Here is a 17,881-nt window from a genome sequence, read left to right on the forward strand (position 1 = left end):
CTCCTTACCAGTAAAATAATTTTTTATACCATGGAATAACCGGTGGTTTTGAATTATTAGGGATTTTTACTTTATAAAGTTCCGAAGCTTTTGGTTTATCCAATTTTTTATATAGGTTACTTATTTTAGCATCTAAATATTTATTTGTCAATTCCGCTTTTGCCAGTATTGTCGAAACTTCAGGGCTGAAATTTGAATTTGGATATTTTTTTAAATAATTATCACACATCGTAATTAGGTTTAATAGCATTTGTTGGTTTGTATATGGGTTGCTGTATTTTAAATAATTCATTTTTATTTTCTGATATTCAATCCAAGGAATTTCTTGAACGGAAGCATATCTTTTTTCATATTCATTTAAATAAAACAGCGCTAAATCGTATTCTTTTAATTGCTGATGTGCTAAAAAAAGATTTAATAAATCGGTTTTAATATATATTGAAGCGGGGTGTTCCGCTTCGAGTGAAATAAAATCTTCATCCGCCTGGTCAAGGTTTGTATTTTGTATGTCTTTATAAATTTTATAATGCCAACTTAATGCAGTAAGGTTTTCCGAGTGGGTAACTTCGTTTTTTGAAGAACAACCTATAAAAAAAAGCAAAGGAAGCAATAAAAGTGTTTTTTTAGTCATTTAGTTTCCTTAATTCATCTTCCACTTTTTGGAATTTTTCTTTTAATTCGATTAATTCGTTTTTATTTTTTTCAACTACTTCCTGAGGGGCACGTTCCACGAAATTTTTATTTGAAAGTTTTTTCTCAAGTTTTTCTATTTCTTTATTTAATTTTTCTTTTTGTTTTGTAAGTCTTTCAATAAGTGGAGTAATGTCGACTTCTTCTTTGCTTACCATTGTTTCAAGGTTGTCGCTGATATCTCTTATTGCGTTTGGAATTTGAGAATCTACAAACTCAACCTCATTTACACGTGCAAGTCTTTTAATGTACTCTTTTGCAAGTTCAGGTAAATTTGCAAGAACGTACGCTTTTTTGATCTCTTTTGCACCTGTAAGCGCTTTGATTCTTCTGAGGCTAACGATTGCTTCGATGATCATATCAAAATCCGCAGGTTTTTCCACTTCTTTAACCTCAGGGAAATCTTTTAGCATGATTGAGTTGTTTTCGATATCAGTTTGTGAGAGCTCCTGATATAAAAATTCGGTAATAAACGGCATAAACGGATGAAGCAGTTTCATAGCCTCTTTATATATACTTCCAAGTTCACTGATAGAATCTTTGCTGACTTTGCTAAGCTCAATTCCCCAGTCGCAGAAATCCTGCCATAAGAATCTGTAAAGCGTCATAGCCGCGTCGTTAAATCTGTATTCGTCAAGTTCACGTCTTACCTGTTTGGTTGCTTCGTTTAGCTTATAAAGCATCCATTTTCCAAGGTCTGTTTTGATTTCAGTATTTTCAAGGTCTTCAAATTTCTCTTGATGCATTTTTAAAAATCTTGCGGCGTTATAGAGTTTATTGGTGAAATTTCTGCTCTCGATAAGTTTAGCTTCGCTAAGTTTTATATCCCTTCCTTGAACCGCAAGGATTGCTAATGTAAATCTGAGTGCGTCGGCAGAGTATTTTTCAATCATTTCAAGAGGGTCTATTACGTTTCCTTTTGATTTTGACATTTTCTGACCGTGCTCGTCCCTTACGAGAGCATGAAGGTATACGTCTCTAAACGGTACGTCTTTTAGGAAGTGCGTACCCATCATCATCATTCTCGCAACCCAGAAGAAAAGGATGTCAAAACCGGTAATTAATAGGTTGTTTGGATAAAATCTCTCAAGGTCTTCAGGATTCCATTTTTCACCTTTACCCCATTCTCCGTTTTCCCATCCGAGCGTTGAGAAAGGCCATAGGGCTGAACTGAACCACGTATCAAGTACGTCAGGGTCCTGGTGGAAGTTTTTGCTTTTACATTTAGGACATTCTGTAGGCTCTTCCACGCTTGCCCATTCATGTCCGCATTCGTCGCAGTAATATACAGGAATCTGATGACCCCACCATAGCTGTCTACTTATACACCAATCCCTAAGTTCTCTCATCCATGCGTCATAGTTGTTTTTCCACTGTTTAGGGTGAAATTTGACATCTCCTCTGTTTGCAGCTTCAATTGCAGGAATCGCCACTTCTTTTTTCAAAAACCATTGAGTAGAAACATACGGCTCGATTATGCTTTTACATCTGTAGCAGTGTCCTACCTGATGGGTATGCTCTTCAATTTTTTCAATAAATCCTTTTTCTTCTAATTTTTTAATAATATCTTCTCTCGCTTCTATTCTGTCTCTTCCTTTAAATTCAAGAGCGTGTTCGTTTAAAATACCTTTTTCATCAAATACTTTAATAATTTCAAGATTATGTCTGAGTCCGACTTCGTAGTCATTAGGGTCATGAGCAGGAGTCACTTTAACACATCCCGTACCGAATTCCATATCTACGTATTCGTCAGCGATTATTGGAATTTCTCTATTTACTAACGGTAAAATAACTGTTTTACCTATTAGATGTTTGTATCTTTCATCTTCCGGGTTTACCATTACAGCCGTATCGCCGAAATATGTTTCAGGTCTTGTTGTCGCCACAACTACAAATTCGTCACTATCTTTAATAGGATATTTTATATGTACAAGCTGTCCTTTATGAGTATCATATTCCACTTCAATATCACTTAGCGCTCCGTCTTTCGGACACCAGTTGACCATATAATTGCCTTTTACTATAAGGCCTTCTTCATATAATTTTTTAAACGCAACCCTTACGGCTCTTTGAAGCCCCTCATCCATTGTAAAACGTTCTCTGCTCCATGCCGGTGAAGCACCGAGGTGTCTTAACTGTTTGGTTATTGTTCCACCGCTGAACTCTTTCCATTCCCAGACTCTTTTTAAGAATTCCTCACGTCCAAGATCTTCTTTTGTTTTACCTTCTGCTAATATTTGCTTTTCTACGACATTTTGAGTAGCAATGCCGGCATGGTCTGTACCAGGTTGCCAAAGCGTAGCATAACCGTCCATTCTTTTGTATCTAACCATAATATCTTGAAGAGTAAATGTTAAAGCGTGTCCGATATGTAAACTTCCCGTTACGTTAGGAGGAGGCATAACAATGCAGAAATTTTTCTTTTTTGAATAATCTACCTCAAAAAAACCTTTATTTTCCCATAAATTATAATATTTTTGTTCAATTTCGTGAGGATTATATTCTTTCATTAAAAAATCCTTTTTTCGTGCAATTATACTATAAATGTTGAAAGTAGGTAAGCCTTTATTGACGATATATATAAGTTATGCTTTTTTAATAATTTTAGTAAAAAACACCAACTGTTTAATTTGCATCACTAAAATAAATTTTGTGCTATAATTAGGAATATTAATTGCTTTATTTGGAAAAAAAGGAATAAAATGACGTTTAAAGTTGTGTTGCCTATACTTGGATTTGAAGATATAAAAGAATTTGAGCTTGAAAAAATAGATGATAATTTCTACACTCTAAAACATGATAAAGTTACTTTCACATTGATCAATCCTTTTTTAATAAGAAATGATTATGATTTTGAAATATCTCAAAATGAACAAGAAATTCTACAGATTGATGAAAATAGTAATTTTTTAGTATTAAACATAATGATTGTTAATAAACCTTTTATAGAATCAACCGTTAATTTTGCAGCTCCGTTAATTTTTAATTTGGATAAAAACATAATGGGGCAGGTAATACTTGAAAAATACGGTTACGGTTTGACCGAACCGCTTAAAAATTTTATAAAGAACGGAAAATGATATATATTATCGGTTACGGTTCAATGGCAAAAGCAATTGCCGGAGGTTTAAAAAATAAAAAAGAATTTGCGGTTGTTGGAAGAGATGAAAAAAAACTAAAGGAATTTTCGCAAGAATTTAATTGTAAATATTATCTTTTAGACGGTTTTGATATAAGCGGCAAAATTATTTTACTTACTGTAAAACCTTATGCGCTTCAAGAAGTTTCTATGAGATTAAAAGGTGAAGCGGATGTTTTAATTTCTATTTTGGCGGGAAAAAGCTTATTGGAACTTGAAAGAATAAAAGCCAAAGCTTATATCAGAGCAATGCCTAATGTAGCCGCTAAATATAATGCTTCGACTACCGCAATAACCGGAGATATTGAAGCTAAAGATATAGCAATGGAAATTTTTTCAGCTATTGGTACTGCTATATGGATGGAAAATGATGATGAAATAGATATGGCAACCGCCATTATAGGAAGTGGACCCGCATTTTTGGCTTTAATAGCTGAAGCATTTAGCGATGGCGGTGTTTATATAGGTTTGAAAAGGGATAAAGCTATTGAACTTACAAAAGGACTTTTTAAAAGTTTTGCGGCAATTGACGATAATTACTCATCAATAAAAGATTCGGTAATGTCTCCTAAAGGAACGACTGCTGAAGGTGTATATGCGCTTGAGGAAGAAGGAATCAGAGGAAAAATAATAAAGGCAGTAAAAAAAACCTATGAAAAATCAAAAAAAATATAGAGGATTTACTTTATTCGAAGTACTTGTTTCTATTATTATACTCGGAATTGTTATGAGTTCTTTTCCTATTATATTTCAAACTATGACTACAGCAAACAAACAAGTACTGCGTGAAGAGATATTTTTTCAGGAATTTACTATTCTTTCCCTTATCAATCCAAGATATTTTGATGAAAAAAACACAATCGATGACAATTTTTATAAAGATCTAAACGCTACGGGCGGTGATAGTGAGTTATTAAACAATTATAGCTCTAAATTCGCTGGTTTAACAAGTAGAATAGGGAAAGCTACATTTAACAATAATATCTTGAGAAGCGGTAGTAGTGATACTACTTCAAGTATAGGTCTTGATGCCGGGGAAAACGCATCTGACGTTTCTACTTACGATGATATTGATGATTTTAACGGATATAGTGAAAATTTTTTAAGTAACACGATCCATGTAAATGTGAAATATATTTCCGATAACGCTGCATATTCTGATGAAAATATTAGTTTTACCTATAATTATTCTACAGCAGCAAATAATACAAATATTAAATTAATAACCATTTGGGCTCAAGTCGGAGACACAAATATTACATTAAAGTATCCTACTTGTAATATAGGAGCAAGTAAATTTTTATCTTTAGAGGAAATAAGCAGATGAAAAAATCATTTACATTAGTAGAATTAATTATTGTTGTTGTAATTCTTGGAATTTTAGGAACTATTTCAATAGAAATATTACAAAACACGTTTCAAAATTACATCAAAACCAAAGAACTTAACAAATTAGCATTTAAAACGGATTTGACACTTAATATTATTGCTTCAAAACTTCAAAACAGAATTAAAAACAGTGTAATAGCTGTTGAATGTAACGCAACATTACCTGCATCAAATTCTCAAAGCTGTATAAACTCTTCAATGAAAAACTTCATTACCGTGAGTAATTTAGATCCTACGAATAGTTATAAATATCCTGTTTTAGAATGGCTGTATGTACCTATTTACGCTAAAAGAGGAATGTGGGATTCCGCTAAAAAATCGATACAACCGGGTTGGAGCGGTTTTGTGGATTTGAAATTGACTGATGTAAGCAATAATGACGAATACAATATTACAAGTCCTGACAGTAACTTTACAATAGCTAAACAGATAGAAAAAGCATGGTTTGATTCTTGGGGTGTACCGAATAGCGGCGATGTATTTGCTGATAAATTTGATGTTTTGGTATTTAGCGGTAGTGACGGAAGAGGGGATTTTGATGATATTAACAATTCTTACGGTTATTATGGAAATACTGCAACAAGAGTATTTGAACTTAATAACACTTCAGATACAAAATTGAATATAAAAGCAATAAACCCTTCAAATTCTACAACCGTATATGAAGGTTATTATTTAGTAAGAGGCGCTATGGCAATAGTACCGGTATATGATGCTTCTTCCCATGATTATAATTTAACTTTAAGATTTAATTATTTCCCATGGAATGCCGAAATGTATATGGAAGGTAACAGTACGTTACTTGCAACTCATGTTACGCAGTTTAAGTTTAAAGAAGAGGGCGGGGTAGTTAGACTTTATTTATGTATAACGGCGCCTCAAGCTAAACTAACAGATTTTAATCTTACAATTTGTAAAGAAAAGGTTGTATTTTGAAAAAAGCGTTTAGTATGATTATAACTATTGTGTTTATTGTGGTAATGTCAATTATAGGAATAATGATATTAAAATTCAGTTCAGCCTCAACAACACATACTGCGAGAAGTTTTATGGATACAAAAGCTGAATTAATGTTAAAAAGTGCTACAGAATATGCAATATTGGCTTTACAGGGGCATGAGTTTAATTCAACAAATAAATGCATAAACAACATACATCTTACAGATAGTGATAATATGTTTGATGCGAATATAACTTTTCATTATTTTGTTACCGACTGTACAAGCAATCCTACATTGTGGAGCGGGTGCAAATGTAGCGATATTCAAACCGGAGACACCAACGGAAGTGTTCTTGTATATGTGACAGTAACTTCAAAAAATCCTAATTTTAATATAAGAAAAGTACGTTTTACTCTTCAAAATCCATAATATATAGGTTATAATTTAGATAATAAACGGTTAAGCCGTTTGTTATTTAAAAAGAAAGGAGCACGTATCATGAACGTAACAATAGTTGGTAGAAACGTTGAGCTTACAGAAGCTATGAAAGATCATATTTCTAAAGTAGTAAGCGAAGTAGAAAAATATAATCTTGGAATTTTACATTCAATTGTAACTGTTGAAAAAGATAAAAGAGATTTTTTTACAGTTGAAATAATAATGAATATACCTGATAAAGGAACCGCTGTAGTTCATTATAAAGATAAAGATATGTATGCAGCACTTGATAAAGCAAAAGACAAATTAGAAAAACTTCTTAGAAGATACCATGATAAAATTACAGATTATCGTAAAAAAGACAGAATTGAAGAATTAATTGTAGAAGAAGAGCAAGATGAGATTGTTGAAATGCCTCTTGATATCGAAAAACCTTTAAGTATTGAGGAAGCCAAAGAAGAGTTTAAAAATTCAGGGCTTTATTTTATGGTATTTAAAGATTTAGAAGGTGAAAAAAGAGTAATTTACAGAAGAAAAGACGGAAAATTAGGATTATATTAAAAATTTTGTTAAAATTCCGTCCAAAAAAGGAGATTAAATGAAAAGAACATACCAACCAAGTAAAATCAGAAGAAAAAGAACTCACGGGTTCAGAGCAAGACTAAAGACTAAAAACGGAAGAAAAGTATTAGCGAGAAGAAGAGCTAAAGGTAGAAAAAGATTAGCGGTTTAAATAAAAAAGAAATTGAAATAGTTTTTAAAAAAGGGAAGAAATTTAATACTGAATTTTTCCTTATTTTTTACTTCCCTTTAACTGAGCTTAAAGTTTCGCCTGTCGTTTCTAAAAAAATATCCAAAAAAGCTGTTATTAGAAATAAAATAAAAAGACGAATCAGAAGCTTGGCATACGATGTTTTAGAAAAAGGTGGTTATGCTATAGTTGCAAAAAAAGATATATCGGAATACGAATTTGCAAAACTTAAAAAAGATTTTCAAAAAATTATTAATAAAATTAATTAATATATATCAGATATATCTAAGTCCGATGCTTGGTGACAACTGCAGATATTATCCGAGCTGTTCGGAATATACTAAAATAGAATTTGAAAATGATAATTTATTTAGAGCCGTTTATAAATCAACAAAGCGTATTTTAACTTGCAATCAGTTGTTTAGAGGCGGTATTGATTATCCTGTTGTTAAAAAACAAATTAAAACCGACTTTTTTATTAAAAAGCCTAATTTTAAGTATTGGCTGATACCAACTGATAAAAAAGACGAATATATAATAATAAAGGCTGAAAATGGAAAATAACGGACAATTAAGAAGAATATTAATTGCAACAGTAATATCTTTTGCGTTTTTTGTTGCATATGATTATTTCGTATTAACTCCTCAGCAAAAAGCTGCTTCTCAATTAGTTGAACAAAACAAAACTACTGTAAAAACTGTATCTAACACAAACAATGCTGCTGACAAAATTTCAAAAAAAGCTAATAACGAAAACGTTACAACAATAGCAACTGTTAGTGCGAAAAATTTCCAGATCAAAATTGATTCATTAGGAAGAATTAGCAGTTTTAAATTAAAACAGACAAAATTTAATACGGAAAACGGTAAACATTTAGAACTTGTAAACGACAAGTTACCTAAACCTTTAGAAATCAGATTTGAAAATAAAGTATTAAATAAATTAGCTTTCGAAAAACCTGTGAAAGCAGATAAAACAGAAATTACTTTAAACGACAAACCTCAGACTTTAACTTTAACACAAAATTTGAATGATAAAGAAATTGTTACAAAAATAATAACATTTTATCCTGACGGGCATTATGACGTAAAAGTAAAACTTACTAATCCGGCGATATACTACATTACTCCGGGATACAGACCTAAAGTTGCTGTAGACAAACTTACAATTCACGGTCTTGTTGTTAAAAAAAGTGACGGGACACTAAGTATTATTGAGGATGGGGATGCTGTAAACGAAACAATAGACAATGCAATTATAACTGCTGGATTTGATAGATACTATACTACTCTTTTATTTTCTAAAAAACCGTACAGTGTTATAGTGGTTCCTGACAATGAAGAAAATCCGGTGGCGTTTATTAAAGCCGACGACAACAGAGAATTTATAGGTTATATTGGCCCTAAATTTGTTGATACATTAGCTGCTATCGATAAAGAACTTGTAGATGTTGTTCAATATGGTGTGGGAACATTTTTTGCGAAAAACTTATTCTTTTTACTTGACTGGTTTTATAAACTTGTTGGAAACTGGGGAGTTGCAATTATTCTTTTAGTTGTTTTAGTTAGACTGGTACTTTTCCCTTTAACATATAAGGGAATGGTAAGCATGTATAAACTAAAAGAACTTGCTCCGAAAATGAAAGAAATTCAACAAAAATATAAAAAAGATCCGCAAAAACTTCAAATGCATATGATGAAGCTATATAAAGAACATGGAGCAAATCCTTTAGGAGGTTGTTTACCTTTAATATTACAAATTCCTGTTTTTTACGGTATTTATAAACTCCTTTTATATGCTATTGAACTTAAAGGTGCATCATTTTTATGGATTAAAGATCTGAGTGTAATGGATCCTTATTTTATTTTACCTGTGTTAATGGGTGTGAGTATGTATATACATCAGAAATTAACACCGACTAATTTCCAAGACCCTATGCAGGAGAAAATATTTAAATTTTTACCATTGATATTTACATTCATGATGGCTACATTCCCGGCAGGGCTTGTATTATATTGGACAGTGAATAATATTCTATCAATAGCTCAGCAATGGTTGATCAACAGAATAATGGCTTCAAAGGCTAAAAAATGAGAGTTGAGGCTAAAACATTAGAAGATGCATATTATGAAGCTGCCAAAAAATTAAACTGTTCTGTAACCGATTTAGAAGTTACAATAATCCAATATCCGAGCAGAGGTCTTTTTGGCCTTTTTTCAAAGACTGCCATTATAGAAGTGGATGATAATATTCAAAGGGATATTGAAGATGTAATCCCCGAGATAAAAGAACAACTAAAAAAATTATTTGAAAAATCTTGTTTTAACCTTGACACTTTTGAGGTGTATAAATATGACGAAGAAACTGTTTTCATTAAAATAGACGGAGAAGACGCCGCATTACTCATCGGAAAAGAAGGGTATAGGTATAATGCGCTAAACTTTATGCTTTACAGCTGGATAAACCAAAAATACGGTTTTAAAGTTAGACTTGAAATAGCTGAATTTTTAAAAACACAAGAAGAAATGCTTAGAAGTTTTTTAGCTCCGTTTATAGAAAAAGTAAGGGAAAGAGGTTACGGTAAAACAAAACCTTTTGATGGAATTTTGGCTTTTATTGCACTTGAAATATTAAGAGAAGAATTTCCTGACAGATACGTGGCAATTAAAGACAGAAACGGTGAAAAATTTGTTGTTATAGGTGAAAAACATGGAAACAATAGCGGCAATAGCGACGCCTAACGGTGTCGGCGCCATTTCAATCGTTAGATTATCAGGAGATAATGCTTACGAAATTGCAAAAAAACTTACAAAAAAAGATTTAACTCCAAGAGTCGCTACACTATCAAAACTTTACAATAATAAAAACGAACTAATAGACATAGGTCTTGTAATATATTTCAAAGCTCCAAATTCATTTACAGGAGAAGATATAGTTGAATTTCAATGTCACGGCGGGGTTATCGTTAGCAGACTCGTATTGGAAACTTTATTTGAATACGGTGCAAGAGCGGCATTTCCAGGTGAATTTACTAAAAGGGCTTTTTTAAATGGTAAAATCGACGCTTCACAGGCGGAAGCTATTGCAAAACTTATTGAAACACGTTCTCGCGAAGGAGCTAAACTTCTTTCACGTCAGTTAGATGGTGACCTTGGAGAATTTGTTGATGAAGTAAGAGAAAAATTAATTGAAATAATGGCTTATACCGAAGTGTTTATTGATTATGCTGAAGAAGATCTACCTGAAACTTTAGGATATGAAATAGAAGAAAGACTTGCTAAAATAGAACACCTGCTCAAGCATACTCTTGAAGTCAGCAAAAGAAGAGAAGGAATGCTCAGCGGATACAAAATAGCAATAGTCGGAAAACCTAATGTCGGTAAAAGTTCTATTCTAAATGCATTGCTTAATAAACAAAGGGCAATTGTCAGCGATATTGCAGGGACGACAAGAGATACTATAGAAGAAGATATACAAATAGGCTCACATTTAATTAGAATAATTGACACAGCCGGTATAAGAGCAGCTAAAGATGAAATTGAAAAAATAGGTGTGGAAAGAAGCAAAGAAGCAATAAAAGAAGCCGATATAGTATTAGCCGTGTTTGACGCAACGGAATTTACCGACGAAGATGAACAAATTTTAAATATCATAAAAGAAAGCGGAAAAGATACCATAATCGTTATTAATAAAATTGATAAAGGTATTGATAGTGATATATCAAAATTTGAGAATATGCCTGTTGTTAAAATATCCGCAAAAGAAGATATCACTCCACTTGTTGAAAAGCTTAAAGAAATTTTAGATTCATACAGTGGAGAGGATGAGCATGTATTAATTTCAGCTCGTCAGATAAATGCCGTAGAAAAAGCGCTTAAATCCATTGAAGAATCAAAAGAGTTTTTACAAACGGGTGAGCTTGAACTTTTCAGTTATCAGATACAAGATGCTATACGTGCAATTAGTGAGATTACAAAACCTTTTGAATACGACGAAATGCTTGATAAAATGTTCGGAAGCTTTTGCGTCGGAAAATAAAATTTAAAGGAGTCAATATGACAATAATAGAGCTTAAAAAAATGATGATGAAAGCAAAAAAAGAAGATAAAACAAAAGCAAACGCACTTATGATGCTTGTGGATTCAGCTCAAAAAATTGCAAAAGAAAAGGGTGAGGAAGTTAGCGAAAAAACTATCCAGGAAGCTGCTAAAAAGCTTGCTAAAATGGCAAAAGAATCAATAGAAGCAGGAATGGAAGAAGCTAAGAAAGAACTTGAAATATATGAAAGTTTCTTGCCTAAAATGCTTGGAGAAGAGGAAACAACTAAAATCGTTAAAGAAATCATCGATGAAATAGGCGGTAAAAATATGGGTGAAATTATGAAAAGACTAAAAGCAAGAGGTGATATTGATATGGCTCTTGCGAGTAGGATTATTAAATCACTTTAATAATTGAAGAATTAAAGAATTGGCTATATGAGAAAGAAGGGTTAGAGATTTTTTCTCTTTTTTTATTTTTTTAATCTCTTCAATAATATCTTCATATTCGTCATTTTTTCTTTTTATATAATTATCAAAAGAACGTTTTAAGTTTTTGGCATTAAAATCGGAAGAATTTATAACCTCTTTTGCAAAAGTAATAACAAAGTATTCTATCAATCTTTCAACTTCTTCTTTTAAATTTTTATCTAATCTGTTTTTTGGTTTTATACTTTTTATAGTTTTGAGTATTGTGTTGATTTTAAATTTCGTGATAATTAATTTGAACAGATTTAAGATTGTTTTTAAATCAAGATTATATTCGTGTTTAATCATAAACATTGCAGGTAAAAATTTATAAAAGTCTTTCCATTTTTCATATATTTCAAGTTCGTTTTGCTGATTTATGAGTTTTCTTAAGTCGTCTTTGTATGTGATAAATAAAAGAGGTTTAATATTACTGTTTTCAAGAGATTTTACCATCCATTTAACGGCAAATTTAATTGTTTGCTCTACGTCGATTAAAAGGTCATATTGTTTATTTACGTCATTAACATTTTGAATGATTTCTTTTCTTAAAACGTCCGCATTAATAAGTTCGTTCATTATTAAATAACTCTCTATTTTATATTTAAACGATTTTTCATGGTAATCACTAATAAAGCCTATTCCGTGAGCATTTATGATTTTGTTGGCTATTTGTGTAGCAATAATTTCTTTTTTTAAAGGATGTGAAAAAATTTCATGTTCGAATTTGTTGAAAAAAGATTCTGGAAAATATTCTTTTAAAAATTTATCATAATAATTTGAATCTAATACGTTCGATTCTAATATATATTTTTTCAAAAATATTTTGCTGTAAAGCATAACTATAGCGAGTGCAGGCCTTATTACGTGAGTATTTTGATATAGAGTTTCTATTTCACTATTTTTCGGCATATTATAATTTTTTCTTTTAAAATAATCGGTATTTTTTTCTAAGATTTCCAAAACTTTGATCAATTTTTCTTTATATATTTTTTTCTCATCCAATGATAATAACAAAGCATGTTCAAAATTGTTTTGTAACACCTTGTCAATTACATCGTTTTGAATTTCTTTTAAGATTTTAATTTTTTCATTTTCTGTAAGTTTGTTTTTATCGATTAAACTGTTCAGAATAATTTTTAAATTTACTTCATAGTCACTTATATTAACACCTGCGGAATTATCAATAGCATCAAGATTGATTTTACCGCCTTTAAGAGCGTATTCATATCTTCCTTGCATTGTAAGAGCTAAGTTTGCACCTTCACAGATAGCAAAAGCGTTTATTTCATTTGCATTTACACGAATATTTGCATTTTGCTTATCACTAATGTGGAGGTTTTGCTCTTCTGAAGATTTTACGTAAGTTCCGATTCCTCCGAAATATAATAAATCAACTTTTAAACGTAATAGTCTTTTTGCCAATTCTTCCGCACTTAAAGATTCTTCTTTAGTGTTTAAAAGTTCTTTTATTTCAGGAGAAAGGGTTATTGATTTTTCATCTCTTTTGAAAACACCTCCGCCTTTACTAATTTTAGATTTATCATAATCTTTCCAGCTTAGAGAGTTTTCAAAAAGTCTTTTTCTTTCTTCATATGCAATTTTCGGATCCGGATTAGGATCGATAAAGATTTCACTGTGGCTAATTGCTCCTAATAATAAGAAGTTTTTGTTTAATAGCATACCGTTTCCGAAAACGTCCCCTCTCATAGAACCTACACCGACAACAGAAAGTTTGTCTGTATAGATGTTTTGACCTCTTTCTATAAAGAATCTATTAGTTGTGTGAATGGCGCCCTTTGCTGTAATACCTAACTCTTTATGAGAATATCCGGTACTTCCTCCGCTTGCAAAAGCATCTTTTAAAAAGTATCCTCTTTTTATAGCTATTTCATTTGCAACATCGCTCATTGAAGAAGTTCCTTTATCAGCTGCCACAACAAAATAAAAGTCGTTTTCATCATATTTTACAAGTTCAACGTCCCCGACGTCAATCAAATCCAATAAAGCGTCTATAAATAAAGAATAATATTTTTTAAAGTCTTTTTTAGAAATATTATTTTTGAATATTACAAATCCGCCTTTGGCGCCTTCCGGAATAATAAGGGCGTTTTTTGCTTCCTGAGTTATCATTAAGTCTTTTATTTCATCTCTGAAGTCATGAGGTCTGTCAGACCATCTTAATCCGCCTCTACTTATTTTACTCATTCTTAAATGGATACCGTTAAAGTCGTTGTGATAAACGTAACTCTCTATATTGGGTTGCATTCCAAAAAGAATATTTTTAAAATTTTGTGTTAAGACTTTAAAAGAAATAGTTTCTTTATTTAAAAAATAATTCGTCCTTACTGTATTTTTGACTATTGTAAATAAAACTCTAAATATTTTATCTTCGTTTAAATTTGAAATGTTTTTGATTTCTTTTTCTATTTTTTCTTCAAGGGACAAATCTTTTGTAGAAAATTTTTGTTTAAAATACTCTATTATCATTTTCGTTAATTTAGAATTATTTAATAATGCTGAAATAATCAAATTTTCATTAAATTCGTAAAAAAGTTGATTTTGATATTTGATAATAGCTCTTAGTAAAGAAATTTCTCTTAAAGTAAGGCCTTCCCAAGCCATATAGTAAAGTTTACACAGGGTGTATATTTTATTTAACAGGGCTTTTTCAAGTATTTCTAAAAATATTTTTTCGTGTTTTAAGAATGTATCAATATGCTGTATATCTGTTTTTATTTTATAAACATAAGTGTTTTTATTTATAAATGAAACGGAATCTAATATTGATATATTGAAATTTTGTAAAAGGTTGCTTATTGTTGTAATAGGAAGTTTGTTTTTGGAGTATATATGGAAAGTTTGAGTGTTTTTGTCAAAAGAGAGATATACTTCGTTGAAGTTTGGTATTTCATAGTCTTCTTTAGATATTAACTGTTTGCATAAATCGTTCATAAAAGCTCATTTTCAAAAGAAAAAGAAGTTATTTCGTATATAAAACTCTTCTTCTTTTTCTTTTCATTTTAAATTTTCCTCTTGCCATATAACCTCCTTTTTTGGGAAGTTAACGTTTGTAATTATAACAAAAAATTATACTAAATAAAAACCGCACTCATATATCCAACAACTTGAGATTCATCACCGCTTACATCAGCACTTGTTCTATAATCAACTATTAAAGGAGTTAAATTCAATTCAACACTTGAAAGAATCAATGCTTCTATTCCTATTTTCCCGCAGGCTTCGCATTTTTCCAATTGTAAAACATCCTGATTGTTTACTGCTTCAAGACAATTATAATCAAGAGCGTTTGCGGTTTTAATATCATAATAATGACTTAAATCACTACTTATAACGACTAATATGTCTTTTTGTATTAAATAATTGATTATTTCTTTTAATTTTTTAGGGGAGTAATTAGAATAAATAAGTTCAATAACAGGGATGTTATTAAAATAGTGTTTAATAAAAGGCATTTGAACTTCCGTTGAATGTTCTACATGTACATATTCAAGATTTTGAACATCAAAATTATTGATTAGTTCGTATGCGGTAGCTGTATCAATCGGTAAATTACCGCACGGTGTTTCATATTCGTTTTCCAAAGTAGTACTTATACCCTCAAAGGCAAATTTATGTGACGGGCCTATAACCGCTATTGCTTTTGGTGTCGTATTTTGTGCAATTCTATAAGCAAAATTGGCAGTAAATCCGCTGTACATCCATCCAGCGTGAGGAACGATCAAAGCTTTGGGTTGTAATGTAAAAATTTCATCCGCTTTATTTTTATCAACATTTTCATCGATTATATGATTAAAATGCGCAATATATTTTTCTACTGCCTCACAGCTTCCACCATACCATTCTTTTACTACTGCTTTTCTCATATTCACTCCTTTTTTATTTCCATATACCTTTAATAATTTCACCGCAGTTAGGGCAGTGTGCCAAGCCGTTGTCATCTATTTGTAAAATGTTTTTTTCAACTTTATAAATACTTCTTACAATAAGCTCTTCATTACATTTTGGGCAATATGTCACTACAGGTAATGCGACATTTCCCAAATATACGTAATTAAGCCCGGCTTTTTTACCTATTTCATATGCCTTAATCATCGTTTTCATAGGAGTCGGTTCTTTATCGGTTACCTTGTAATCGGGATGAAATCTGCTAATATGCCATGGAATATCTTTATCAACACTTGCAATAAATTCAGCAATTTTTGTAAGTTCTTCATCTGAATCATTATCTCCCGGAACTATTAGTGTTGTGATTTCTTGCCATATTCCAGCATCGTTTAATCTTTTAATAGTGTCAAGTACGTCTTCAAGATTCCCTTTTAAAACTTTTTTGTAATATTCAGGCTTAAAACTTTTCAAATCGACATTACATGCGTCAACCCAACTTTTCATATCTTCTATTTCATAAACACTTTCAAAACCGTTTGTGACAAAGACGTTTTTTAACCCTTTTTCTTTTGCCAAAACACCTACATCTCTGGCATAAGGGTAAAAAACACTCGGTTCGTTGTATGTATAAGCAATCGAATTACAATTATATTCGATAGCAAGTTTTACCATTTCTTCAGGTGATACATAAATAGACTCATTTACTTTATTGGTGTGTGCTATTTGCCAGTTTTGGCAAAACGGACATTTAAAATTACATCCTACTGTTCCGAACGATAATATTGGTGTGTTTGGTAAAAAATGAAATAAAGGTTTTTTCTCAACAGGATCAACGTTTATACTTGACGGATGGCCGTAAACAAGATTTTTAAGCTCACCGTTTTGATTCATGTTTATACCGCAAATACCGACTTGTCCTTCTTTTAATACACAATGATGCCTACATAAAAGACATTTGATTTTATTATCGGCTAATGTTTCATAATATTTCATATTTCCCCTCCTTCTCTTTATAAATATTATAGCAAAAAAAGAGGGAAAAGTAAACTGTTTGCCTTAAGAAGGTTGATATAATGTGACTAAACTATCTGAAATGAAAGTTTTTTATACGGACAGTTTTTACCTTTACTTTCGAATTTGCTTATATCTACATCATAGTCACCTTTTTTCAGTATTAAGGTCTCTTTTATTTTGATATTAAAAAGTTTAGCAGGGTTTTGGGAAATTAGTTTCGTTACGGTTTTTTGTGAAAGCGGAAGAGAGTAAGCAAGCTGTGTAAATATATCAAGTTTACTGATACCGAATTCAGCTTCTTCGAGAGGTACGTCTTTATGGGTAGTAGCTATATGATTTGATGAAATGAAATCAACAGTTTCGGAAGCACAAGCCTCCAATAATGCCTCTTTGTCTTCTTTTGATCTCAACGGAGGGAAAGTCTTGTATAAAGAATTAAAGTCTTGAAGGTTTTCATCACAGAAGTATAAATTGTCTATACAAACGTCGATAAATATATTTTTCGGTTTGTTTTTTAATATTTGTATGGAGTCTTTTGTTGTTATTGACTGAAATACTACCTTTGCATTAAAATGTTTCGATAACTCATATATTTTAGCCACTTCAGCACTTTCTGCATAAGTGGGTATACCGCTAACACCAAGTGAATATGCAATTTCACTATCATGCATTATACCGCTGCTTAATGATTTGTTGTTGCAGTTTACAAAAATAGGGATATTTAAAAATTCCGCGTATTCAAAAACCCTTTTTAATAAATTCATATCTTCATCTGAATTAATATATATTGCACTTGCACCTTTATCTTTAAGAATTGAAATGTCTGTTAATTTACCTTCATGTATTCCTTCAATTGCGACTAAAAGTTTAAATTTAGATTCGTTAGCTCTTTTTAAATTATATGCCAAATGCAGCTTATCAAAAATCGGTTTTATAGTCGGCATCATTACAGCGCTTTGTACACCTCCGTTTTTAGAAGATTTTGAAATTCTTTGAACACTTTCAGAGTTTGGTACGTTAATATCAATACTTTTTGGCACTTCTATAGTCATTATCAGCCTTTTTTATTATAATTTTACTAAATTTTTAAAAAAAAGGCTTTTT

At 31.2% G+C, this 17,881-nt stretch carries 19 protein-coding genes; 13 read left to right on the top strand and 6 right to left on the bottom strand.

All coding sequences use genetic code 11. The features are described from left to right. Positions 1–4 precede the first annotated feature (4 nt). Positions 5–631, bottom strand: a complete 627-nt coding sequence (gene bamD / locus NAMH_RS04115) for an outer membrane protein assembly factor BamD (RefSeq protein ID WP_015902698.1) — start codon at positions 629–631, stop codon at positions 5–7. Continuing rightward, a complete protein-coding gene (locus NAMH_RS04120; RefSeq protein ID WP_012663950.1) occupies positions 624–3,200 on the bottom strand; it encodes a valine--tRNA ligase in 2,577 nt (858 codons plus the stop codon). The genes bamD and NAMH_RS04120 overlap by 8 nt, the downstream gene beginning before the upstream one ends. A gap of 192 nt (positions 3,201–3,392) precedes the next feature. Between NAMH_RS04120 and fliW the strand changes: the two genes are divergently transcribed. The 13 genes from fliW to NAMH_RS04180 all read left to right on the top strand — a co-directional run bounded on the left by fliW (position 3,393) and on the right by NAMH_RS04180 (position 11,797). Continuing rightward, a complete protein-coding gene (gene fliW / locus NAMH_RS04125; RefSeq protein ID WP_012663464.1) occupies positions 3,393–3,770 on the top strand; it encodes a flagellar assembly protein FliW in 378 nt (125 codons plus the stop codon). Then, positions 3,767–4,504 (top strand): pyrroline-5-carboxylate reductase, encoded by a 738-nt coding sequence (locus tag NAMH_RS04130; protein ID WP_015901833.1) that lies wholly within the window; start codon positions 3,767–3,769, stop codon positions 4,502–4,504. The genes fliW and NAMH_RS04130 overlap by 4 nt, the downstream gene beginning before the upstream one ends. After that, positions 4,482–5,156 carry a type II secretion system protein gene (locus NAMH_RS04135; protein ID WP_012663754.1) on the top strand — a complete coding sequence of 225 codons (675 nt, stop codon included), beginning with the start codon at positions 4,482–4,484 and terminating at the stop codon, positions 5,154–5,156. Before NAMH_RS04130 ends, NAMH_RS04135 begins: the two co-directional genes overlap by 23 nt. Further along, positions 5,153–6,154: a type II secretion system protein gene (locus NAMH_RS04140; RefSeq protein WP_015902257.1), complete on the top strand. Its 1,002-nt coding sequence runs from the start codon at positions 5,153–5,155 to the stop codon at positions 6,152–6,154. The genes NAMH_RS04135 and NAMH_RS04140 overlap by 4 nt, the downstream gene beginning before the upstream one ends. Then, the gene (locus NAMH_RS04145) at positions 6,151–6,588 is read left to right on the top strand and encodes a hypothetical protein (protein WP_015901764.1); all 438 of its coding nucleotides are present in this window, start codon (positions 6,151–6,153) and stop codon (positions 6,586–6,588) included. Before NAMH_RS04140 ends, NAMH_RS04145 begins: the two co-directional genes overlap by 4 nt. 69 nt (positions 6,589–6,657) lie before the next feature. Beyond that, a complete protein-coding gene (gene hpf, locus NAMH_RS04150) occupies positions 6,658–7,158 on the top strand; it encodes a ribosome hibernation-promoting factor, HPF/YfiA family (protein WP_015902501.1) in 501 nt (166 codons plus the stop codon). Between the two features lie 37 nt (positions 7,159–7,195). Next, positions 7,196–7,330 (top strand): 50S ribosomal protein L34, encoded by a 135-nt coding sequence (gene rpmH / locus NAMH_RS04155; RefSeq protein WP_015901741.1) that lies wholly within the window; start codon positions 7,196–7,198, stop codon positions 7,328–7,330. A gap of 17 nt (positions 7,331–7,347) precedes the next feature. After that, positions 7,348–7,617 carry a ribonuclease P protein component gene (gene rnpA, locus NAMH_RS09435; protein ID WP_420835238.1) on the top strand — a complete coding sequence of 90 codons (270 nt, stop codon included), beginning with the start codon at positions 7,348–7,350 and terminating at the stop codon, positions 7,615–7,617. Continuing rightward, the gene (gene yidD, locus NAMH_RS04160; RefSeq protein ID WP_228368699.1) at positions 7,538–7,912 is read left to right on the top strand and encodes a membrane protein insertion efficiency factor YidD; all 375 of its coding nucleotides are present in this window, start codon (positions 7,538–7,540) and stop codon (positions 7,910–7,912) included. The genes rnpA and yidD overlap by 80 nt, the downstream gene beginning before the upstream one ends. Beyond that, complete coding sequence (gene yidC, locus NAMH_RS04165; protein ID WP_015901837.1) at positions 7,902–9,443, top strand: membrane protein insertase YidC; 1,542 nt, start codon at positions 7,902–7,904, stop codon at positions 9,441–9,443. The genes yidD and yidC overlap by 11 nt, the downstream gene beginning before the upstream one ends. Further along, on the top strand, positions 9,440–10,090 hold the full coding sequence (locus tag NAMH_RS04170) for a Jag N-terminal domain-containing protein (protein ID WP_012663762.1): 651 nt from the start codon (positions 9,440–9,442) through the stop codon (positions 10,088–10,090). Before yidC ends, NAMH_RS04170 begins: the two co-directional genes overlap by 4 nt. After that, complete coding sequence (gene mnmE / locus NAMH_RS04175) at positions 10,050–11,387, top strand: tRNA uridine-5-carboxymethylaminomethyl(34) synthesis GTPase MnmE (protein ID WP_187146599.1); 1,338 nt, start codon at positions 10,050–10,052, stop codon at positions 11,385–11,387. The genes NAMH_RS04170 and mnmE overlap by 41 nt, the downstream gene beginning before the upstream one ends. Before the next feature lie 17 nt (positions 11,388–11,404). Then, positions 11,405–11,797: a GatB/YqeY domain-containing protein gene (locus NAMH_RS04180; RefSeq protein ID WP_015902795.1), complete on the top strand. Its 393-nt coding sequence runs from the start codon at positions 11,405–11,407 to the stop codon at positions 11,795–11,797. Here the strand turns inward: NAMH_RS04180 and NAMH_RS04185 are convergent. The 4 genes from NAMH_RS04185 to NAMH_RS04200 all read right to left on the bottom strand — a co-directional run bounded on the left by NAMH_RS04185 (position 11,789) and on the right by NAMH_RS04200 (position 17,829). After that, on the bottom strand, positions 11,789–14,809 hold the full coding sequence (locus tag NAMH_RS04185) for an NAD-glutamate dehydrogenase domain-containing protein (protein ID WP_015901815.1): 3,021 nt from the start codon (positions 14,807–14,809) through the stop codon (positions 11,789–11,791). The genes NAMH_RS04180 and NAMH_RS04185 overlap by 9 nt on opposite strands. A 140-nt stretch (positions 14,810–14,949) precedes the next feature. After that, complete coding sequence (gene amrB / locus NAMH_RS04190; RefSeq protein WP_015902416.1) at positions 14,950–15,741, bottom strand: AmmeMemoRadiSam system protein B; 792 nt, start codon at positions 15,739–15,741, stop codon at positions 14,950–14,952. Between the two features lie 13 nt (positions 15,742–15,754). Further along, a complete protein-coding gene (gene amrS, locus NAMH_RS04195; RefSeq protein WP_015902486.1) occupies positions 15,755–16,756 on the bottom strand; it encodes an AmmeMemoRadiSam system radical SAM enzyme in 1,002 nt (333 codons plus the stop codon). A gap of 86 nt (positions 16,757–16,842) precedes the next feature. Then, positions 16,843–17,829, bottom strand: a complete 987-nt coding sequence (locus NAMH_RS04200) for an amidohydrolase family protein (RefSeq protein WP_012663606.1) — start codon at positions 17,827–17,829, stop codon at positions 16,843–16,845. Positions 17,830–17,881 lie beyond the last annotated feature (52 nt).

It is taken from the genome of Nautilia profundicola AmH (assembly GCF_000021725.1).
Lineage (GTDB): Bacteria > Campylobacterota > Campylobacteria > Campylobacterales > Nautiliaceae > Nautilia > Nautilia profundicola.

Bases quoted from the DNA above. Each gene is read 5' to 3' on its own strand.
- bamD (WP_015902698.1), bottom strand. From the start codon at position 631: ATGACTAAAAAAACACTTTTATTGCTTCCTTTGCTTTTTTTTATAGGT.
- NAMH_RS04120 (WP_012663950.1), bottom strand. From the start codon at position 3,200: ATGAAAGAATATAATCCTCACGAAATTGAACAAAAATATTATAATTTA.
- fliW (WP_012663464.1), top strand. From the start codon at position 3,393: ATGACGTTTAAAGTTGTGTTGCCTATACTTGGATTTGAAGATATAAAA.
- NAMH_RS04130 (WP_015901833.1), top strand. From the start codon at position 3,767: ATGATATATATTATCGGTTACGGTTCAATGGCAAAAGCAATTGCCGGA.
- NAMH_RS04135 (WP_012663754.1), top strand. From the start codon at position 4,482: ATGAAAAATCAAAAAAAATATAGAGGATTTACTTTATTCGAAGTACTT.
- NAMH_RS04140 (WP_015902257.1), top strand. From the start codon at position 5,153: ATGAAAAAATCATTTACATTAGTAGAATTAATTATTGTTGTTGTAATT.
- hpf (WP_015902501.1), top strand. From the start codon at position 6,658: ATGAACGTAACAATAGTTGGTAGAAACGTTGAGCTTACAGAAGCTATG.
- rpmH (WP_015901741.1), top strand. From the start codon at position 7,196: ATGAAAAGAACATACCAACCAAGTAAAATCAGAAGAAAAAGAACTCAC.
- yidC (WP_015901837.1), top strand. From the start codon at position 7,902: ATGGAAAATAACGGACAATTAAGAAGAATATTAATTGCAACAGTAATA.
- NAMH_RS04170 (WP_012663762.1), top strand. From the start codon at position 9,440: ATGAGAGTTGAGGCTAAAACATTAGAAGATGCATATTATGAAGCTGCC.
- NAMH_RS04180 (WP_015902795.1), top strand. From the start codon at position 11,405: ATGACAATAATAGAGCTTAAAAAAATGATGATGAAAGCAAAAAAAGAA.
- NAMH_RS04185 (WP_015901815.1), bottom strand. From the start codon at position 14,809: ATGAACGATTTATGCAAACAGTTAATATCTAAAGAAGACTATGAAATA.
- amrB (WP_015902416.1), bottom strand. From the start codon at position 15,741: ATGAGAAAAGCAGTAGTAAAAGAATGGTATGGTGGAAGCTGTGAGGCA.
- amrS (WP_015902486.1), bottom strand. From the start codon at position 16,756: ATGAAATATTATGAAACATTAGCCGATAATAAAATCAAATGTCTTTTA.
- NAMH_RS04200 (WP_012663606.1), bottom strand. From the start codon at position 17,829: ATGACTATAGAAGTGCCAAAAAGTATTGATATTAACGTACCAAACTCT.